Origin of the sequence: Rhizobium sp. 25PS6 (assembly GCF_032464655.1) — a bacterium.
Lineage (GTDB): Bacteria > Pseudomonadota > Alphaproteobacteria > Rhizobiales > Rhizobiaceae > Rhizobium > Rhizobium laguerreae.
In genome coordinates this window covers 57,723-75,566 of sequence record NZ_JAWDIV010000017.1, presented here as the reverse complement: position 1 = coordinate 75,566, position 17,844 = coordinate 57,723, and the positions used below count along the sequence as shown (strand labels likewise).

Sequence of the window (17,844 nt, the reverse complement as noted above, 5' to 3'; positions counted from 1 at the left end):
CATCGCGACAAGCGCGTAGAGTTCGGTTTAGGGCAAATTCCGATAGCAGATGTGAATGAATTTTACCTGGTACGGTAAGGTTTCGTTAAGATGCCTCTAGCCTAATGGCAGGGCGTGTTTTCATTGCGAGATCCCGGATGAAGAAAGCTGTCCTGATTCTGTCCGCCTTCGGCTTCATTGCCGCTGCGTGGGGCAGCGTTGCGTCGCCGCTTCCCGGCGAGAGCACTGCCATGCCTGCCGTCAAGCCGCTCGGCTTCATTCCCGAAACAGCCATACCGGAGTCGATCACGACAGGCGCTATTCCGCGCAATCCGGCCATCGCGCCCGTCAACGGCGACCTGAAGGCCGGCCTCGACGCGCTTTCCGACAAGGATCCGCAGCTGGCGCTTTCGATCCGCGACAGCATGCGCGACGGGACGCTCGACCGCCATATCCTCACCTGGGCGATCGCCGTTTCCGGATTGAAGGGTGTTCCTTCTTTTGAAATCGCCAGCGCCGCGCAAGAGCTCAAGAGCTGGCCGGGTCTTTCGCGGCTGCGCGCCTATTCCGAACGCGCGATCTATGATGAAAATCCCGCCCCTTTCGCCGTGCTCGCCGCCTTCGGCGATACCGCGCCCGAGACGATGCAGGGCGCCGTCATCCTCGGCCGGGCGCTGGTTGCGTCAGGCAAACAGGCACAGGCGGCAAAATATATCCGCAAGGTCTGGCGCGGAGAGGCGCTCGACAAGGCGACCGAGGACAAGATCCTCATCGAGTTTTCCGCGCTGTTGACGCCCGCCGACCATAAGGCGCGGATGGACTATCTGATGTATCGCGGCCGGGTGGCGCAGGCTAAGCGCTTCGGAGACATGGGCCAGGCGCAGTCGCTCTACACGGCCTGGGCTGCCGTCGACGCCAAAGCCGGCAATGCCGGCGCGCTGCTCAACGCCGTCGATGCGAAATGGCGCGGCGATGCCGGCCTGCTGTTTGCGCGGATCGAATATCTGCGCAAGCAAGACAAATATGCCGAAGCGGCTGTGCTTCTGGAGCAGATGCCGCCAGAGCGTAGCGAACTCCTCAATTCCGGCGAATGGTGGAACGAGCAGCGCATCGTCAGCCGTGGTCTCGTCGACCAGGGACAGTTCAAGCCTGCCTATCGCATCGTCGCAAACTACGCCGCAACGAGCCCGACGGATATCGTCGAGGCTGAATTCCATGCCGGATGGTACGCCCTTCGCGGCCTGCAGGACCCGGCAACGGCGGAAAGACATTTCCGCAAGATTCTCCAGACATCAAACGGACCGATCTCGGTTTCACGCGCCTGGTATTGGCTGGGACGAGCAGCGGAGGCCGGAGGTCCCGGCAAATCCAGCGAATTCTATGCGAAGGCCGCGAGTTTTCCCGGCACCTTCTATGGACAGCTCGCGGCCGAAAGACTGGGGCGAAAGACGCTTAACGTCACCTATCCCGCACCGAGCACGGCCGACCGGCAGCGCTTCCAGGCACGCGAAGCCGTGCAGGCGATCGGCCGGCTGGAGGCCGCCGGCCATGGATGGCGGGCCGCCATTCTCTATCTCGCGCTCGCCGATCAACTGCAAAGCCCCGGTGAATTGGCTGTCCTTGCGGCACGGGCCGAGCAATCCGGCGATCATCATCTCTCGCTGCAGATCGGCAAGATCGCCTATGGACGCGGCATTGATGTCGCAGCGCTTGCCTTTCCGGTCGGCGTGATCCCGGCGAGCGCCAATATAACAGGCTCCGGCAAGGCGCTCGCCTATGCTATTGCCCGGCAGGAAAGCGCCTTCAACCCGGCCGCCGTTTCGGCGGCAAACGCGCGCGGCCTGCTGCAACTTCTGCCGGGAACAGCCCAGGCGGTGGCCAAGCGCCACAACATCGCCTTTTCCAAGGACAAGCTAACGGCCGATGCCGGCTATAACGCGACACTCGGTGCCCATTATCTCGGCGAGCAGATCGACGCCTTCGGCGGCTCCTATATTCTCACCTTCATTGCCTATAATGCCGGGCCGAAGCGGGTGCCGGAATGGATCGGCCGCTACGGCGATCCGCGCGGCAGGCCGATCGACGAGATCGTTGACTGGATCGAGCGCATCCCCTTCCCCGAAACGCGCAACTACGTGCAGCGCGTGATGGAGAATTACGAAGTTTATAAAGCCCGTCTCGGCCAACCCACCGATATCGAGCGCGACCTGATCGGCGGACGCAGCGCCTCCTGAAGCCGTTTGGCGCGGCTTGAAAAGCAAGCTACATCTTCGGGATCAAACAGATCTCGAGGGATGCGATGCCGGATATGGATGCAGGCGGTTTCCAGGAACGATTTTACACGTCTTCCGATGGGTTGAGGCTTTATGCCCGCGACTACCGACCCGACCAGGCGACAACCGCCGGACGGCTGCCGGTGATCTGCCTGCCCGGCCTGACCCGCAATACGCGGGATTTTCATCCGCTTGCGCTGCTTCTCGCCCGGGACACAACAACGCCACGCAGGGTGATTGCGCTCGATTCGCGCGGACGAGGAAACTCGGCATGGGATGAGAACAAGGCGAACTACAATCTCGCCATCGAGGCCGGCGACGTCCTTGCCGCCTGCACGGCGTTCGGCATCGAGCGGGCGATTTTCGTCGGCACGTCGCGGGGCGGGCTGATCCTGCATCTGATCGCCGCGACACATCCGGATCTTCTCGAAGCCGTCATCCTCAACGATATCGGGCCCGTGCTTGAGGCTGAGGGGCTGGCGCGGATCCGCGATTACCTCAACAGCGGCAGGAAGCCGGCGGACTGGAACGAGGCGGCCGATATATTGAAGGAAAATCATGGCGCGTCGTTTGCTGCGCTTGCAGAGGAAGATTGGCGCGAGATGGCGCTTGCCCTTTATCGCGATATCGGTGGACGGCCGGTCGCCGACTTCGACCCGGCGATCGCAGAGGCACTGAAATCGATCGATTTCAGCCAGCCGTTGCCTGATCTCTGGGGGCAATTCGAAAGCCTGAGCCGGTTGCCGCTTATGCTGATCCGCGGTGAAAACACGTCGCTGCTTTCACAGGAAACCGCCGGCGAAATGGCACGGCGGCATTCGCGGCTGATCCTTCATGCTGCCGAAGGACAAGGACACGCCCCACTTCTGCATCTCGGTAATATCCCCACGACAATTCGAGCTTTTCTCGACACCTGCCGATAAGCTCACGAAATTGGTCAGAGCCGGCACTTTGCCTACAGCTTCCTTCAGACCCCGCCTCGCGACGACGCCCTTGCTGTTCAGCTAACGATTCCCATCACCAGGGCCCGCAGAGGACTCTCACCTCCAAGTCATCGGCCGGATACCAACCCGGCCAAACGGTGTTCTCACACCACGCGCCATGCCTGGCGCACAATACAAAAAGCCCGGCTCGAGAGCCGGGCTTTCCTGATTGACCGAAGTCAGATCAGATTAGAACGAACGCTGCAGGCGGAAGTAGCCCGAAGTGGAGTCGTCATCATCTTCCGGATCGAGATACTGAACCGAAGCCTTGGCGTAGAAGTTGTCGACGATCTGGTAATCAACCGTCAGACCGACCTTCCAGGCATCGCCGTCGTCGAAGTCGTCAGCAGTGATGCCGTAGTTGCTGTAGTACTGGACACCGGGGGTGATCTTCAGCTGGTCAGTCGCCTTGATGGCGTATTCAGCAGCGATCGCCCATTCGGCCTTGGTGTAGTAAGAGCTCGGGCCGGTAGCGTATACGGCAGCGAGGCCGAGCGTACCGGGACCGATGTCAACCGTACCCATTGCACGGACAGCACCATCTTCGTTGTCGACGTCATAGCCGGCAGTGATCTGGTAGCTGAAGGCACCAGCCTTGCCGCCGAGACCGACTGCAACGCCAACGTTGTTGGGTTCTTCGTCCGCCTTGAAGTAGCCGTCCTCGAGTTCATCGACGCTGATGCCAGCGTAGAAGGCGTCGGTTTCGTACTGATAACGGATGGAGTTATGCAGCGTGACCGGCGAGCCGATGTCGTCGGTTTCGCCAGAGAGGCCATCGTCCCACCAGCTATAGAACAGACCAGCGCGGAAGCCGGCGATGTCGAGGTAAGCGGAGTCGAGCTTGGCAGACTGATCAGTGGCATTGTCAGCATTGAACTGCATGACGATGACGCCGGTCAGCGGACCATATTCGGTGTCGCTCTTGGCAGTGAACTGAACCTGACCGCGAGTGACGGCATCCCAATCGGAGTCGTTAGGACGATCGTCATTAGCGCCGACCTGGTCGCCAACGTTGACCTGGAAACGGATGTAACCGTTGATCTTGAGGCAGGTTTCGGTGCCCGGGATGTAGAAGTAGCCGGTGCCGTAAGCGTCGCAGACGCGAACATATTCAACCGGTTCCGGCTCGGCAGCAACGATAGCGTCAGCAGCCTGAGCACCGGATACTACTGCGAGAGCAGCAGCGGAGCCGAGAAGAAGGCTCTTGATGTTCATAAATGACCTCCAATTCAAAGTTTCGATCGGGTTTGGGATCTTTCGCTGAGCAGCGTTCCCTGCCCCATCCCCGTGTTTCAAGAAGTGGACGATCAGTCGCCCTTGCTTCCGACGCTGAAAATACAAGACGGAAGCCATCACGCAATCACCAACTTACTCGGACAGGGGATTTGAAGGAGCCTTCCCGACATTCTGTTGCTGAAAGGACACAAGTCGGGCAACCGGCCTCGATTTCCTTTATGCTTCGTTAAGAAAACCCTGATTTTGCGGAGGCTTAGGTCAAGCCAACAAAGAATTGGACATGCGCTTTGCGACACATTCGTGACACTTTTTTGACAAAATGCGGCTCTTACGAGGGATTCATGATTGCCGGAAGCGTAACCGGGCGTGCACCGATCCGCTTTCGCCACCTGTCGGTGGCTTGAGCGCGGGAGGTGATTCCCGCAGGCGATTCTCTCACTCCGGCCTAGCCGACTAAGCGAACATGGTTCCCAGCCAGAAACTAACGATCGACGCGCGCTCAGGAAATCGGGAATGGCGGAGAAGATGGGATTCGAACCCACGATACGCTTTTGACGTATACTCCCTTAGCAGGGGAGCGCCTTCGACCACTCGGCCACCTCTCCGGTGCGGCCTAACTATGGTGACCGGTCTGTGAATGCAAGGGTTTTTTGAGTTTTCACCAGAAGAAATGCAGCGAGCTGCAATTCAGCCGGTTGCGCAAACAAACCGCATTTCCTGGTGAAATCCGCGGAATTTGATCGCGCTTCGTTCTCTTCAATGAAGAAGCCGAACTCAGCCGAGCAGGCTCTTGAGGTCGGCAGAAGGGTCGGCGAGAATCGATTTATCAGGATTGGTCCCGGATTCCAGCAGTTTTTTGCCGGTCACATAGGCCTTCGCGTCGTTGATCGCATCGACGGCAATCAGCCGGCCTTCCCTGAAGTACCAGACCGAATGGGCGCCTTCGCGGGCGCCGGGGCGCAGCAGCGTCTCGTCATAACCAAGATTGAAGCCGGCGATCTGCAGCTTGACGTCATACTGGTCCGACCAGAACCACGGCTTCGGATCATAGGGCTCGCTGCCGCCGGCGATGACGGCTGCCGCCGCTTCGGCCTGGTCGACGGCGTTCTGCACCGATTCGAGCCTGATGCGTCCGCCCTGCCAGGGAAGTGCTGCGCAATCGCCAGCCGCAAAGATCGCCGGATCGGAGGTGCGGGCGAATTCGTCGACGACAATGCCGTTGGTGACTTCGAGGCCGGCTTCCTTGGCAAGCTGATCGTTCGGGGCGATGCCGATGCCGACGACGGCGAAATCGATGTCGATGACCGATCCGTCGGAAAGTGCGGCGCCGGTGACGCGGCCATCCTTGCCGATCAGATTCTTGAGCCCTGTCTTCTCGCGGATCACCACGTCATGGGCCTCGTGGATCACGCGCATGATGTCGGCAGTCTCCTTCGCCGCGACGCGCTGCAGGATGCGGTCTGCCATCTCAATGACGGTGACTTCCAGCCCGCGATGGCGGGCAACAGCCGCCGCCTCGAGCCCGATATAACCGCCACCGATGATGAGGACGCGACGACCGGGGCGCATCTCGTCAGCAAGCAGATCGGCATCGCGCTTGTCGCGGGCGACATAGACGCCTTCGAGATCGCCGCCGATTGCGGCCGGCAGCCGGCGCGGCGTCGAGCCGGTGGCGAGCGCCAGCGTGCCGTAATCAAGAACGGAGCCGTCCTGCAGCAGAACCTGCTTGCTGTCCGGCTTGATCTGCTCGGCCCAAGTCGAAAGGCGAAGATCGACGTCATTGTCCGCATACCAGTGCTCGGCGCGGAACAGCAGGCGGTCGAAAGACATTTCGCCGAGCAGGTATTTCTTCGAAAGCGGCGGGCGCTGATAGGGAGCGACGTCCTCTGCACCGATGAGGGTGATCGGGCGCGTATCCTTCAACGCACGCAGCTTGGCCGCCAATGCGAAACCGGCCTGGCCCGCGCCGATGATCACCAGTCTATCCGTCACGATCTCACTCCTGAAGCTGCGCCCGACGCCCACGCCAAGGCCTATTCCCTACCCCACGCCCCGTCAACGGAAAGCGGCCTCTTACATTCAGCCGATCTCGATCCAGCGGCGCTCGTGGAAGGACTGTGCCATGGCATGCACCGACTTCTCTATCCTGAGACCGTCTTCGAATGTCACGATCGACGACGGCTCGCCTGATATTGCCCGGATCAGCTCACGGCATTCGATGATCTTCAGATCGTTGAAGCCGAGGCCGTGGCCTGGTGCCGGGATAAACCGATCATAAGGCTGATGGGCGGGGGCCGCCAGTATCTTGCGGAAGCCCTGCTCGGAGCCACGGCCGTCGGCCTGATAGAGCTCGAATTCGTTCATCCGCTCCTGGTCGTAGACGATCGAGCCTGTCGAGCCAAAAATCTGCAGGGCGATGCGGCCCTTGCGACCCCAGGCGGCGCGATTCGCCATCAACACGGCGGAGATGCCGCCGCCAAGCCGCATCAGCACGTTAGCGCCATCGTGGTTTTCGACGGCACGGCGACCGCCCTCGCTTAGCGGGCGGTCGGCATAGGGTTTGACCATATCCGTTATGACGGCCTCGACATGGCCGAAGAGATACCAGAGCAGCGACAGCGGGTGCACGGCGAAATCGTCGAGCGCGCCGTAGCCAGCGGAAAGCTCGCTCTTCCAATAAAAGAAGACATCGGGATCGGCCATGAAATCCTCGTCCATCTCGACGCGGATGTGGTTGACCGCGCCGATGGCGCCCTCGCCGATCAACGTCCTGATATGCCGCATGACAGGATTCTGGATGTAATTATAGCCAAGGGCGGCAACCCTGCCGGATCGCTTCGCCGTCTCCAGCATGCGCTCGGCATCGGCATAGGCCGGCGCCATCGGCTTTTCGCACCAGACATGTTTGCCGGCCGCGAGGGCTGCAATCGCCATCTCGGCGTGGAACTGATTGGGCGTGGTGACGGAGACGACGTCGACCTCGGGGTCAGCAATCAGCGCCCGCCAGTCGGCCGTCGCCTTCTCGAAACCGAATTCACCGGCACGAGCATCAGCAAGCCCGGCATTGGCTTCGGCCAGATGCACGAGACGCGGACGCTCGACATCGCCGAACACCGTCTTCACCGCATTCCACGCCAATGCATGGCACTTGCCCATATAACCGGTCCCGATCAAACCGATGCCGAGTGGCTTCATTTCCGTCTCCTCCAGAACTGCACGCGGATTTTTGGAATATTTGGATCATTTTGACAAGGGACCTGCTGACAGGCATTTCTGCAGCCGTTCCTAGAGGATTGTCCAAAAGCCTTCAATTACAGGGGATTAAAAACAGTTAGCCGTGCCGTTTGAAATCGTTTATGTTCGATAATATGGAATATTTGTTTCATCTCGTGAGCCGCAAGCATGGATAACGATTCCCAGAGGCACGCGCGCGTGCCGCGCGATTTCGAAAGCCTGCGCAGCACCATCATCGAGCGCAAGGCGAGCATGCCGAAGCGGCTGGCGCAGGTCGCCGCCTTCGCGCTCGGCAATCCCGACGAAATCGCCTTCGGCACGACGGCGAGCATCGCGGCCGCCTCCGACGTTCAGCCGTCGACGCTGGTGCGCCTGGCGCATCATCTGGGTTACGGCGGCTTTTCCGACCTGCAGAGCATCTTTCGCGAAAGATTGCGGGACCGGACGCTAAGCTACGAAGAGCGCCTCGTCACGCTCGAGCAATCGAGCGGCGACGATGAGGACGCCAATCTACTCTCCGGCTTCATTGCCGCGGCTAACCAGTCGGTCAACCGGCTGGCGGCGACGGTGCAGAGCGATACTTTTACAAAAGCCGTGAATATCCTTGCCAGCGCCGAGACGATCTATCTGATCGCCAAACGGCGCTCCTACCCGCTGACGGCGCACATGACCTACGCTTTTTCCAAGCTCAATATCCGCCACCAGATCGTCGCCTCGCCAAACGGCGTCGACCCTGAAATGGTGCAGTTCGCAACACCGAAAGACGCAGCGATCGCGGCAAGCTTCTCGCCCTATGCCGCCGACAGCCTTAATCAGAGCCAGGAGCTTGCCGACCGCGGCGTCCCCGTTATCGCGATCACCGATTCGGCCTTTTCGCCGCTTGCCGCCTGCGCCACGCACTGGTTCGAAGTGGCGGAAGCCGATTTCGCCGGCTTCCGCTCGCTTTCGGCCTCGATGGCGCTCACCATGGCACTACCGGTTGCAATCGCCGAACGGCGGCGCAAGAGTCAGCAGTCAAAACCTGCAAAAGGCAAAATGGAATAAACATTCCGAATTGACAAAATATCGGAACCGATGTTTCATTATTGAAAATTCGCAGGCACTGGAAGCCGCGCAAAATCTAGCGGGAGGACATCATGGTACAATCGAATCCGGGTTCACAGCCGGAGCCGGCGCTTGATGTGATCACCATCGGCCGTTCCTCGGTCGATCTTTACGGCCAGCAGATCGGTTCGCGGCTGGAGGATATCGGCTCTTTCGCCAAGTCCGTCGGTGGCTGCCCGGCCAATATCGCCATCGGCACGGCGCGGCTCGGGCTCAAATCCGGCCTCATCACTCGCGTCGGCGACGAGCAGATGGGACGTTTCATCCGCGAGCAGTCGGCGCGCGAAGGTGTCGCGACAGACGGCATCGTCACCGACAAGGAGCGACTGACGGCGCTGGTGCTGCTGGCGGTCGAGGCCGAGGGCGTGTCGCCGATGATCTTCTATCGGTCGGACTGCGCCGACATGGCGCTCGATGAAGGCGATATCGACGAGGATTTCATCAGATCGTCGCGCGCCGTTCTCGTTTCCGGAACGCATTTCTCGCGGCCGAATACCGAGGCCGCACAGCGCAAGGCTATCCGCATCGCCAAGGCGAACGGCCGCAAGGTGATCTTCGACATCGATTACCGGCCGAACCTCTGGGGCCTTGCCGGCCATGCGGAAGGCTTCGAACGCTACGTGAAATCCGACCGGGTCTCCTGGAAGATGAAGGAGACGCTGCCGGATTGCGACCTCATCGTCGGCACCGAAGAGGAAATCCTGATCGCTTCCGGCGCCGACGACGTGCTCGGCGCGCTGAAGGAGATCCGTCGGCTGTCGCCGGCGACGATCGTGCTCAAGCGCGGCGCCATGGGCTGCATCGTCTATGACGGGCCGATCGCCGACGATCTCGAAGCCGGCATCATCGGCCAGGGTTTCCCGATCGAGGTCTTCAACGTGCTGGGCGCCGGCGATGCGTTCATGTCCGGTTTCCTGCGTGGCTTCCTGCGCGACGAGCCGCTGAAGACCTGCGCCACCTGGGCCAATGCCTGCGGCGCCTTCGCCGTCTCCCGCCTGCTCTGCTCGCCGGAATATCCGACCTGGGCGGAACTCGACTTCTTCCTGACGACCGGCAGCAAGCACCGGGCACTGCGCAAGGACGAGGCGCTCAACCATATCCACTGGGCATCGACCCGGCGCGGCGAAATCCCGCTTTTGATGGCGCTGGCGATCGACCACCGTTCGCAGCTCGTCAGCGTCGCCGATGAGCTCGGCGTCGGCCATGAGAAGATCGTCGCCTTCAAGCGGCTGGCGGTGGCGGCAGCGGCGCGGGTTTCAAATGGCCGCGACGGTTACGGCATGCTGATCGACGAACGCTTCGGCCGCGACGCTTTCTTCGATGCGGCGACGAAGAATTTCTCCTGGATCGGCCGTCCGGTGGAATTGCCGGGCTCGAAGCCGCTGCGCTTCGAATTCAGCCAGGATATCGGCTCGCAGCTCGTCGAATGGCCGCTCGGTCATTGCATCAAATGCCTGTGCTTCTATCATCCTGATGATCCGGCTGAATTGAAGACGGAGCAGCAGGAGAAGCTGCGGACGCTGTTCGAGGCCGCCCGCAAGGTCGGCCGCGAGCTGCTGGTGGAGATCATTGCCGGCAAGAACGGGCCGCTCACCGACGACACGATGGCAACCGCGCTGGAGGAGCTCTATGCGCTCGGCATCAAGCCGGACTGGTGGAAGCTGGAGCCGCAGGCATCCCGTGAAGCCTGGAAGAAGATCGATGCGGTGATCGCCAAAAATGATCCCTGGTGCCGCGGTATCGTGCTCCTGGGGCTCGAGGCGCCCGCCGACGAGCTGATCTCCTGCTTCGAGGCGACGCTGGCAGCTCCCTCCGTGAAGGGTTTCGCCGTCGGCCGGACGATCTTTGCCGATCCGGCGCGCGCCTGGCTTTCAGGCGAAATGAACGACGAGGAAGCGATCGCCGATATGGCCGGCCGCTTCCGGCAACTGACAGAGGCGTGGCTGAAAACGCGCGGACATCAGTAGACTTAGAATTAAGACCCCTCCCCAACCCCTCCCCACAAGGGGGCGGGGCTAACCTGGCGGGCCCTCTGCATTCTCGCCGCAGCGTCTTGTCCAAAAGGATGCTCGCTCATGGTGTGAGACGGTGCCCCAAGTTAAGTCCCTCCCCCTTGTGGGGAGGGGTTGGGGAGGGGAAAACGCGAAAAGAAAGATTGCGGGAGGACCCGATGGGCAAGACGATACGGTTGACGATGGCGCAGGCCGTCGCGCATTTCCTGAAAGTACAGATGACGATCGTCGACGGCAAGAAAGTGCCGATCTTCGGCGGCGTCTGGGCGATCTTCGGCCACGGCAACGTCGCCGGTATCGGCGAAGCGCTCTATCAGGTGCGCGCGGAATTGACGACCTATCGCGCCCACAACGAACAGGGCATGGCGCATGCCGCGATCGCCTATGCCAAGGCGAATTTCCGCACGCGCTTCATGGCCTGCACGAGCTCGATCGGTCCGGGCGCGCTGAACATGGTGACCGCCGCCGGCGTGGCGCATGTCAATCGTATCCCCATTCTCTTCCTGCCGGGCGACGTCTTCGCCAACCGCGCGCCGGATCCGGTGCTGCAGCAGATCGAGGATTTCGGGGACGGCACGGTTTCGGCCAATGACGCCTTCCGTCCGGTTTCGCGCTATTTTGATCGCATCACCCGGCCCGAGCAGATCATCACGGCGCTGAAGCGCGCCATGCAGGTCCTGACCGACCCCTTGGATTGCGGTCCGGTGACATTGTCGCTCTGCCAGGACGTTCAGGCAGAAGCCTATGATTATCCGGAAAGCCTGTTCGAGGAAAAAGTCTGGACCACCCGCCGGCCGCAGCCGGATGCGGACGAGCTGGCAAATGCCATCGCGCTGATCAAGGCATCGCAGAAGCCGGTGATCGTTGCCGGCGGCGGCGTGCTTTATTCGCAGGCGACGAAGGAGCTTGCCGCCTTTGCCGAGGCCCACGGCATTCCTGTCGTCGTCAGCCAGGCGGGCAAATCATCGATCAACGAAACCCATCCGCTGGCGCTTGGTTCGGTCGGCGTCACCGGCACCTCGGCGGCGAATGCGATCGCCGAAGAGACGGACCTCGTCATCGCCGTCGGCACCCGCTGCCAGGATTTCACCACGGGCTCCTGGGCGCTGTTCAAGAATGACAGCCTGAAGATGATCGGCCTCAATATCGCCGCCTATGACGCGGTGAAGCACGACAGCCATCCGCTGGTGACTGACGCCCGCGAAGGACTGAAGGCGCTTTCGGCCGGACTTTCCGGCTGGAAGGCGCCGGCAGCACTCGCCGAGAAGGCAGCGGCGGAGAAAAAGATCTGGATGGAGGCTGCGGCCAGGGCGATGGCGACGACCAATGCAGCCCTGCCCTCCGATGCGCAGGTCATCGGCGCGGTAGCGCGCGCGATCGGCGGTGAGAATACGACGGTGCTTTGCGCTGCGGGCGGCCTTCCCGGCGAATTGCACAAGCTCTGGCCGGCGACGGCGCCGGGCAGCTATCACATGGAATACGGTTTTTCCTGCATGGGCTACGAGATCGCCGGCGGGCTCGGCGCCAAGATGGCGCGTCCCGAACGGGATGTCGTCGTCATGGTCGGCGACGGTTCCTACATGATGATGAATTCCGAGCTCGCCACCTCGGTCATGCTCGGCCTCAAGCTCAACATCGTCGTGCTCGACAATCGCGGTTACGGCTGCATTAACCGATTGCAGATGGGCACCGGCGGCGCCAACTTCAACAATCTGCTGAAGGACTCCTATCACGAGGTGATGCCGGAGATCGATTTCCGCGCGCATGCCGAAAGCATGGGCGCCATCGCCGTCAAGGTCGCCTCGATCGCGGAACTCGAGCAGGCAATCGCCGATTCCAGGAAGAACGACCGCACGTCCGTCTTCGTCATCGACACCGATCCGCTGATCACCACGGAAGCCGGTGGCCACTGGTGGGATGTCGCGGTGCCTGAGGTCAGCTCGCGCGGTGAGGTCAACAGGGCGCATGAGGCCTATGTCAAAGCACGCGCTGCCCAGCGCGTCGGCTGATCGATTGCTGTCATTTTTCTGGAGGAGCGGCACCGCTCCCCGTAATGCTTTTAAGGAGAATGTTGATGAAGGCCAAACTCGGCATGTCGCCCATCGCGTGGTGGAACGACGATCTTCCTGAGCTCAGCGACGATGTGTCCCTGGAGGAATGCCTGCGGCAATCGCGCAGTGCCGGTTTCACCGGCATGGAAAAGGGACGCCGCTTCCCCGACGATCCCGAGGTGATGCTGCCCATTCTGCGCGCAGCCGACGTGACGCTGTGCGGCGGCTGGTTCTCGGGCACGCTGGTCGATGAGGAGCTTGCCGCCAACAAGGACCGCATCGCGCCGATGATCGAGCTTTTCAAGGCGGTCAATGCGCCCTGCATTGTTTATGGCGAAGTCGGCCGCTCGATCCAGGGCGACCGCTCCAAGCCGCTCGCGACCAAGCCGCGCCTCTCCGATGACGAGATGAAGGCCTATGCGCGGCGCGTCACGGAATTCGGGGAATGGTGCGCCGAGCAGGGCATGCCGCTTTCCTATCACCACCACATGGCGGCCGTGGTCGAAACCGAGCCGGAACTCGACGCCTTCATGCGCCATTCGGGCGAAGGCATCCCGCTGCTGCTCGATGCCGGGCATTTGGCCTTTGCCGGCGGCGACGTGCTGCGCGCCATCGGGAACCACCACGCCCGCATCAATCATGTTCACGTCAAGGACATCCGCAAGCCGGTGGTGGACGGGCTGGACCGCAGCCGGCAGTCCTTCCTCGATGCGGTGGCGCTTGGCGCCTTCACGGTGCCGGGCGACGGCTCGCTCGATTTCGCCGCCATCGTCCAGCGGCTGGCCGATCACGGTTATGAAGGCTGGTTCGTTGTCGAGGCCGAACAGGATCCGCGCAAGGCCCCGCCGCAGAAAATGGCCGAGATCGGCCACGCCGAGTTGATGCGCGTCATGACGGCTGCGGGCTATACCGTGGAAACGGAAGGCTTTCCTAAGGGATCGTAGAGAACTGTTTGCCCGGAGATTCCTCCCACAAGGAGTTGGTCTTTCCGGACTGCTGGAGCAAGTAGCCCCCTCATCCGCCCTTCGGGCACCTTCTCCCCGTGGGGAGAAGGGGGAATGGAACGGCGCGGCATGTCCCTTCTCCCCTCGGGGAGAAGGTGGCGGCAGCCGGATGAGCAGGGGGGCCGCACACGCCAATTTACAAGGAAAACACCAATGCCAAATCTCAAGGTGAAACCATCAGGCACGCATGGCCGCGTCACGCATGTCACCCCGGAAAATGCCGGCTGGACCTATGTCGGCTTCGATCTGCATCGGATGAAGCCGGGCGAAACCGTCTCGGGAGAGACGGGCGATCGCGAAGTCTGCCTCGTCTGGGTGACCGGCAAGGGCAAGGCGTCTGCCGGCACCAAGGATTTCGGCACGCTCGGCGGCCGGATGAACCCGTTCGAAGGCGCCCCGCATGCGCTCTACATCCCGATGGAATCGACATGGTCGGTGACGGCGGAGACCGATCTGGAGCTCGCGGTCTGCTCGGCACCCGGCGGCGGCACCTATCAGGCGAAGGCCATCCCGCCCGGCACGCACCCGCAGGTGACGCGCGGCAAAGGCACGAATGTGCGCTATGTCAACAATATCATGCCGGAAGATGACAGCTCGGCGCATTCGCTGCTGGTCGTCGAGGTGATCACGCCTGGTGGACACACCTCCTCCTATCCGCCGCACAAACACGACCAGGACGACCTGCCGAACGAGAGCTTCCTGGAAGAGACCTATTACCATCGCCTCAACCCGCCGCAGGGCTTCGCTTTTCAGCGCGTCTATACCGACGATCGCTCGCTCGACGAAGCGATGGCGCTCGAGGACGGCGATGTGACGCTGGTGCCAAAAGGCTACCACCCCTGCGCCGCCTGCCATGGTTACGATCTCTACTACCTCAACGTCATGGCCGGACCGCAGCGGATCTGGAAATTCCACAATGCCGCCGAGCACGAGTGGCTGCTGAAAGCATAAGCGTCGCCTCCGATCGCTAAATAATCTGACAGCGCGAAAACGCCGCTGATGGTTCACTGCCTCCATCCAAACACGGATGGAGGATCACCATGCACAGCCCGAACTTCACGATACCGGCCCGAAATATTCGCTCTTCGCGTCTTACGCGACCCGGCCTGTTCCTTGCCGCGATCAGGTCGGCGCGCTGGCTGGCCGGCAAAATAAACGAACGCCGCAACCGGAATGCGTTGATGGAGCTTTCGGACGAACAGCTGAAGGATATCGGCCTTTCCAGGGGGCAGACGGAAAGCGATGTTCATGTCTACAGCCGGTACTGAAGTGCTGTTATAAGTAAGGTCGGTTCTGGCCTGTCTGATACGGAATATGCAATGCCGCAGTTCTCAACGGCACCGCTTCTGAAAACGAAGATGGTCACGATTCGTGACATCGTCTGCAATGGCGAGTGCCGTCATAAGAGCGACGAGGAATGCGCCCACAGGACGAGCCTCGTCTATCCCTATCGCGGCGTCTTCATGCGGCATGTCGGCCGCAATGATACGGTGGCGGAAGCCAATCAGGTCTTGTTCTTCAATGCCGGCCAGGGATATCGGATCAGCCACCCTATCGAGGGTGGCGACGCCTGCATCGATCTGGCGATCGACGAATCCATGCTTGAAGAGCTTACGCCGAAGGAGCAGGCGCAGCCCGGCCCGCCCCTTTCCTTCCGCCGCCAGCGCCGGCGGATCGATCCGCGTGCGCAGGCCCTGGTCGCTCTCCTGCGCCATGGTCTCAGCCGCAACGTCGCCGAAACGCTGGAAGCGGAAATATTGGCGCTGACGCTCGTGCGCCGCTCGCTCGGCGAGCGCACATCGCACGCAGCGGGCGCCAGCGCCGGCCGGCAGAAACTCGTCGACCGGGCAAAGCTGGTGCTTTCCTCCGATCTCGCGCGGCGCTGGACACTTTCGGAAATCGCCACCGAAGTGGGCGTCTCGCCCGTTTATCTCACCCAGGTCTTCCAACAGGTCGAGGCGACGCCACTCTATCGCTACCAGCTTCGGCTGCGGCTTTCCCGCGCGCTCGATCTGCTCGGCCAGTATGAGGATCTGACGGCGCTCGGTCTCGATCTCGGCTTCTCCAGCCACAGTCATTTCAGCGCCTCCTTCAAGCAGTCTTTCGGGCAGACTCCGGCCGAATTCCAGCGCGCGGCGCAGTTGCGGCGCAAGTGAAAGCCTACAGCGCCGCGCCTCTTTTCGAGAGCCGCAAAGGACGCTGTAGCACTTTGAACCCCCGCACAATTCCTTAAATCGATCCCGATTTAAGGAATTGTGCGGGGAATCGATCGCTAAAGATTTCGACAGCGACGATGCGGTCTTCGATGATCTTATCAGCCTGTCCCGATCACGGGGCGATCAACGGAGGATCACCAGATGAAGAAGACCACATGCGCCGCCTGCGACTGCGAACTCGGCGCGGATACCATCACCGTCAAGCTCGGCGGCAAGACTGTCGAGGTCTGCTGCCAGGAGTGCGCCGAAGCCTTGAACGAGGCTGAAGCCGCAACATCGGCCGCTTCGGCAGGCAAGGAATGACGATTCCAGGCAAAAGCCGCGCTCCCAAGCGCGGCTTTTCCGTCTCAGACGGGCAGAAGCCCGTAGCGCCAAGCGCAGCGTTTGGCGTTCTGCGACAGCACCAGGAAGGCAAGGATGAACATGCCTGCCTCGGCAAAGACCGGCACCATCCAGATCCCCTGCTCGCCGAAGACGAAGGGCAGCAGGAAGGTGAGCGGCAGGGTGAGCAGATAGGGCCGCGACAGGCCGAAGATCGCAGCGCGCGGCGCATCGCCGATCGATTGGAAATAGGATGACAGGATCAGCATCTGCCCGAAGAGAAAATAGGCGCCGATCGTCCAGGGCAGAATGCGCCTGACCTCGGCGATGATGGCGGGATCCGCAACGAAGACGGCGCCGAGGCGGCCGGCCAGCAATTCGACGGTGATTTCCACCAGGGTGCAATAGACGAGCGCTGCGAGCATGGCGATCTGCAGGCTGCGGCCGACGCGGAGCCCGAGGCCGGCGCCGTGATTGTTGCCGGCGACCGTCTGCAGCGCAATGCTGAGGCCAAGCAGCGGCAGATAGGTGAAGGTCATGATCCGGGTGATGATGCCATAGGCAGCCACCGTCGCAGCATAGTCATGCGTGCTCCAGAGCGAAACGTTGATCAGAATGGCGGCTGAGGCCAGTGATATGCCGATGAAGCCGAGGCTCATCGGCGCGCCGAAGGCGACGATGCCGCGCCATTCGGCAAGAGCCAACCCTCGGAAAGGCCTCAGTGCCGCCGGCCGGCGCCAGCGATAGGCGAGCACAGCCGCGAGACAGACGAATTGCGATGCGATGGAGCCGACTGCCGAACCGAGCACGCCCCAATGCATCACCGCCATGAACAGCCAGTTGCCGAAGATGTTGAGCAGCGAGGCCGACAGCGTCACCAGCGTCATAAAACCGATCTTGCCTTCGCAGCGCAGCCCGTCGAGATGCAGCGACAGGAAGAAGCCGACCGGCGCACAGGCGATCATCGCGCCCATGAACAGCATGGCGCCATCGGCCACGGCAGCATTGCCGGCGGCACCGGCATCGATGATCTGCCGGCCGACAGTCCAATAGACCAGATTGAGAATGAGGGTAACGGCGAACGTCAGCGCATGCGCGCCGGCAAACACCCGACGCGCGCCTTGACGATCGCCGGCGCCGAGCCGGCGGGCGAGGATGCTCGCCATGCCGTTCGAGACCAGCGATTGCAGGGCGATCAGCAGCATCAGCCCGGGGAAAATCAGGCTGACGGCAGAGAGCGCGTCCGGGCCGACATAGGCGCCGAGAAAATAGGCGTCGACGACGGTGAACAGACCGTTGACGGTGGTGATCGCGACGATCGGCGCCGCCGTTTTGACGAAGACGGCCGGCAGCCAGCCGGTGAGAAAGGCATTACCTTCAGAAAGATCGGTCATGGATAAATCCGTGCGATATGAGGCCGATCCGGCTAAA

14 protein-coding genes and 1 tRNA gene are annotated in these 17,844 nt (G+C 61.6%); 10 read left to right on the top strand and 5 right to left on the bottom strand.

The annotated features are described in order from the left end of the window. The first annotated feature begins 137 nt into the window (after window positions 1-137). Window positions 138-2,213 (top strand): lytic transglycosylase domain-containing protein, encoded by a 2,076-nt coding sequence (locus RWK44_RS23615; protein ID WP_221946301.1) that lies wholly within the window; start codon window positions 138-140, stop codon window positions 2,211-2,213. A 65-nt stretch (window positions 2,214-2,278) separates the two neighbouring features. Further along, window positions 2,279-3,175 carry an alpha/beta fold hydrolase gene (locus RWK44_RS23610; RefSeq protein ID WP_221946302.1) on the top strand — a complete coding sequence of 299 codons (897 nt, stop codon included), beginning with the start codon at window positions 2,279-2,281 and terminating at the stop codon, window positions 3,173-3,175. A gap of 249 nt (window positions 3,176-3,424) precedes the next feature. Here the strand turns inward: RWK44_RS23610 and RWK44_RS23605 are convergent, their stop codons facing one another. From RWK44_RS23605 to RWK44_RS23590, 4 genes are all read right to left on the bottom strand, one after another. Continuing rightward, window positions 3,425-4,450, bottom strand: coding sequence for a porin (locus RWK44_RS23605; RefSeq protein ID WP_221946303.1), 1,026 nt, complete (start codon window positions 4,448-4,450; stop codon window positions 3,425-3,427). A gap of 535 nt (window positions 4,451-4,985) precedes the next feature. Next, window positions 4,986-5,076 (bottom strand) — tRNA-Ser (locus tag RWK44_RS23600). 169 nt (window positions 5,077-5,245) lie between these two features. Beyond that, window positions 5,246-6,463: an NAD(P)/FAD-dependent oxidoreductase gene (locus tag RWK44_RS23595; protein WP_221946304.1), complete on the bottom strand. Its 1,218-nt coding sequence runs from the start codon at window positions 6,461-6,463 to the stop codon at window positions 5,246-5,248. Between the two features lie 87 nt (window positions 6,464-6,550). After that, entirely contained in the window at window positions 6,551-7,666 is a 1,116-nt protein-coding gene (locus RWK44_RS23590) for a Gfo/Idh/MocA family protein (RefSeq protein ID WP_131665975.1), read from the bottom strand. A 207-nt stretch (window positions 7,667-7,873) separates the two neighbouring features. On the opposite strand from RWK44_RS23590, the gene RWK44_RS23585 reads away from it, so the two are divergent. The 8 genes from RWK44_RS23585 (at window position 7,874) to RWK44_RS23550 (ending at window position 16,395) form a co-directional block, all read left to right on the top strand. Next, window positions 7,874-8,749, top strand: coding sequence for a MurR/RpiR family transcriptional regulator (locus RWK44_RS23585; RefSeq protein ID WP_017959750.1), 876 nt, complete (start codon window positions 7,874-7,876; stop codon window positions 8,747-8,749). 92 nt (window positions 8,750-8,841) lie between these two features. Beyond that, the gene (locus RWK44_RS23580; protein WP_316029467.1) at window positions 8,842-10,776 is read left to right on the top strand and encodes a bifunctional 5-dehydro-2-deoxygluconokinase/5-dehydro-2-deoxyphosphogluconate aldolase; all 1,935 of its coding nucleotides are present in this window, start codon (window positions 8,842-8,844) and stop codon (window positions 10,774-10,776) included. A 203-nt stretch (window positions 10,777-10,979) separates the two neighbouring features. Next, window positions 10,980-12,830: a 3D-(3,5/4)-trihydroxycyclohexane-1,2-dione acylhydrolase (decyclizing) gene (gene iolD, locus RWK44_RS23575; protein ID WP_168284159.1), complete on the top strand. Its 1,851-nt coding sequence runs from the start codon at window positions 10,980-10,982 to the stop codon at window positions 12,828-12,830. Window positions 12,831-12,895: 65 nt separating this feature from the next. Further along, a complete protein-coding gene (iolE, locus tag RWK44_RS23570) occupies window positions 12,896-13,816 on the top strand; it encodes a myo-inosose-2 dehydratase (RefSeq protein WP_168284160.1) in 921 nt (306 codons plus the stop codon). 213 nt (window positions 13,817-14,029) lie between these two features. Then, window positions 14,030-14,827 carry a 5-deoxy-glucuronate isomerase gene (iolB, locus tag RWK44_RS23565; protein ID WP_017963650.1) on the top strand — a complete coding sequence of 266 codons (798 nt, stop codon included), beginning with the start codon at window positions 14,030-14,032 and terminating at the stop codon, window positions 14,825-14,827. A gap of 89 nt (window positions 14,828-14,916) precedes the next feature. After that, on the top strand, window positions 14,917-15,144 hold the full coding sequence (locus RWK44_RS23560) for a DUF1127 domain-containing protein (RefSeq protein WP_168305146.1): 228 nt from the start codon (window positions 14,917-14,919) through the stop codon (window positions 15,142-15,144). Window positions 15,145-15,195: 51 nt separating this feature from the next. Next, window positions 15,196-16,032, top strand: coding sequence for a helix-turn-helix domain-containing protein (locus RWK44_RS23555; protein ID WP_222060338.1), 837 nt, complete (start codon window positions 15,196-15,198; stop codon window positions 16,030-16,032). 201 nt (window positions 16,033-16,233) lie between these two features. Next, window positions 16,234-16,395 (top strand): hypothetical protein, encoded by a 162-nt coding sequence (locus RWK44_RS23550; RefSeq protein ID WP_020049291.1) that lies wholly within the window; start codon window positions 16,234-16,236, stop codon window positions 16,393-16,395. A 44-nt stretch (window positions 16,396-16,439) separates the two neighbouring features. Here the strand turns inward: RWK44_RS23550 and RWK44_RS23545 are convergent, their stop codons facing one another. Next, window positions 16,440-17,807 carry an MATE family efflux transporter gene (locus RWK44_RS23545; RefSeq protein WP_316029466.1) on the bottom strand — a complete coding sequence of 456 codons (1,368 nt, stop codon included), beginning with the start codon at window positions 17,805-17,807 and terminating at the stop codon, window positions 16,440-16,442. Window positions 17,808-17,844 lie beyond the last annotated feature (37 nt).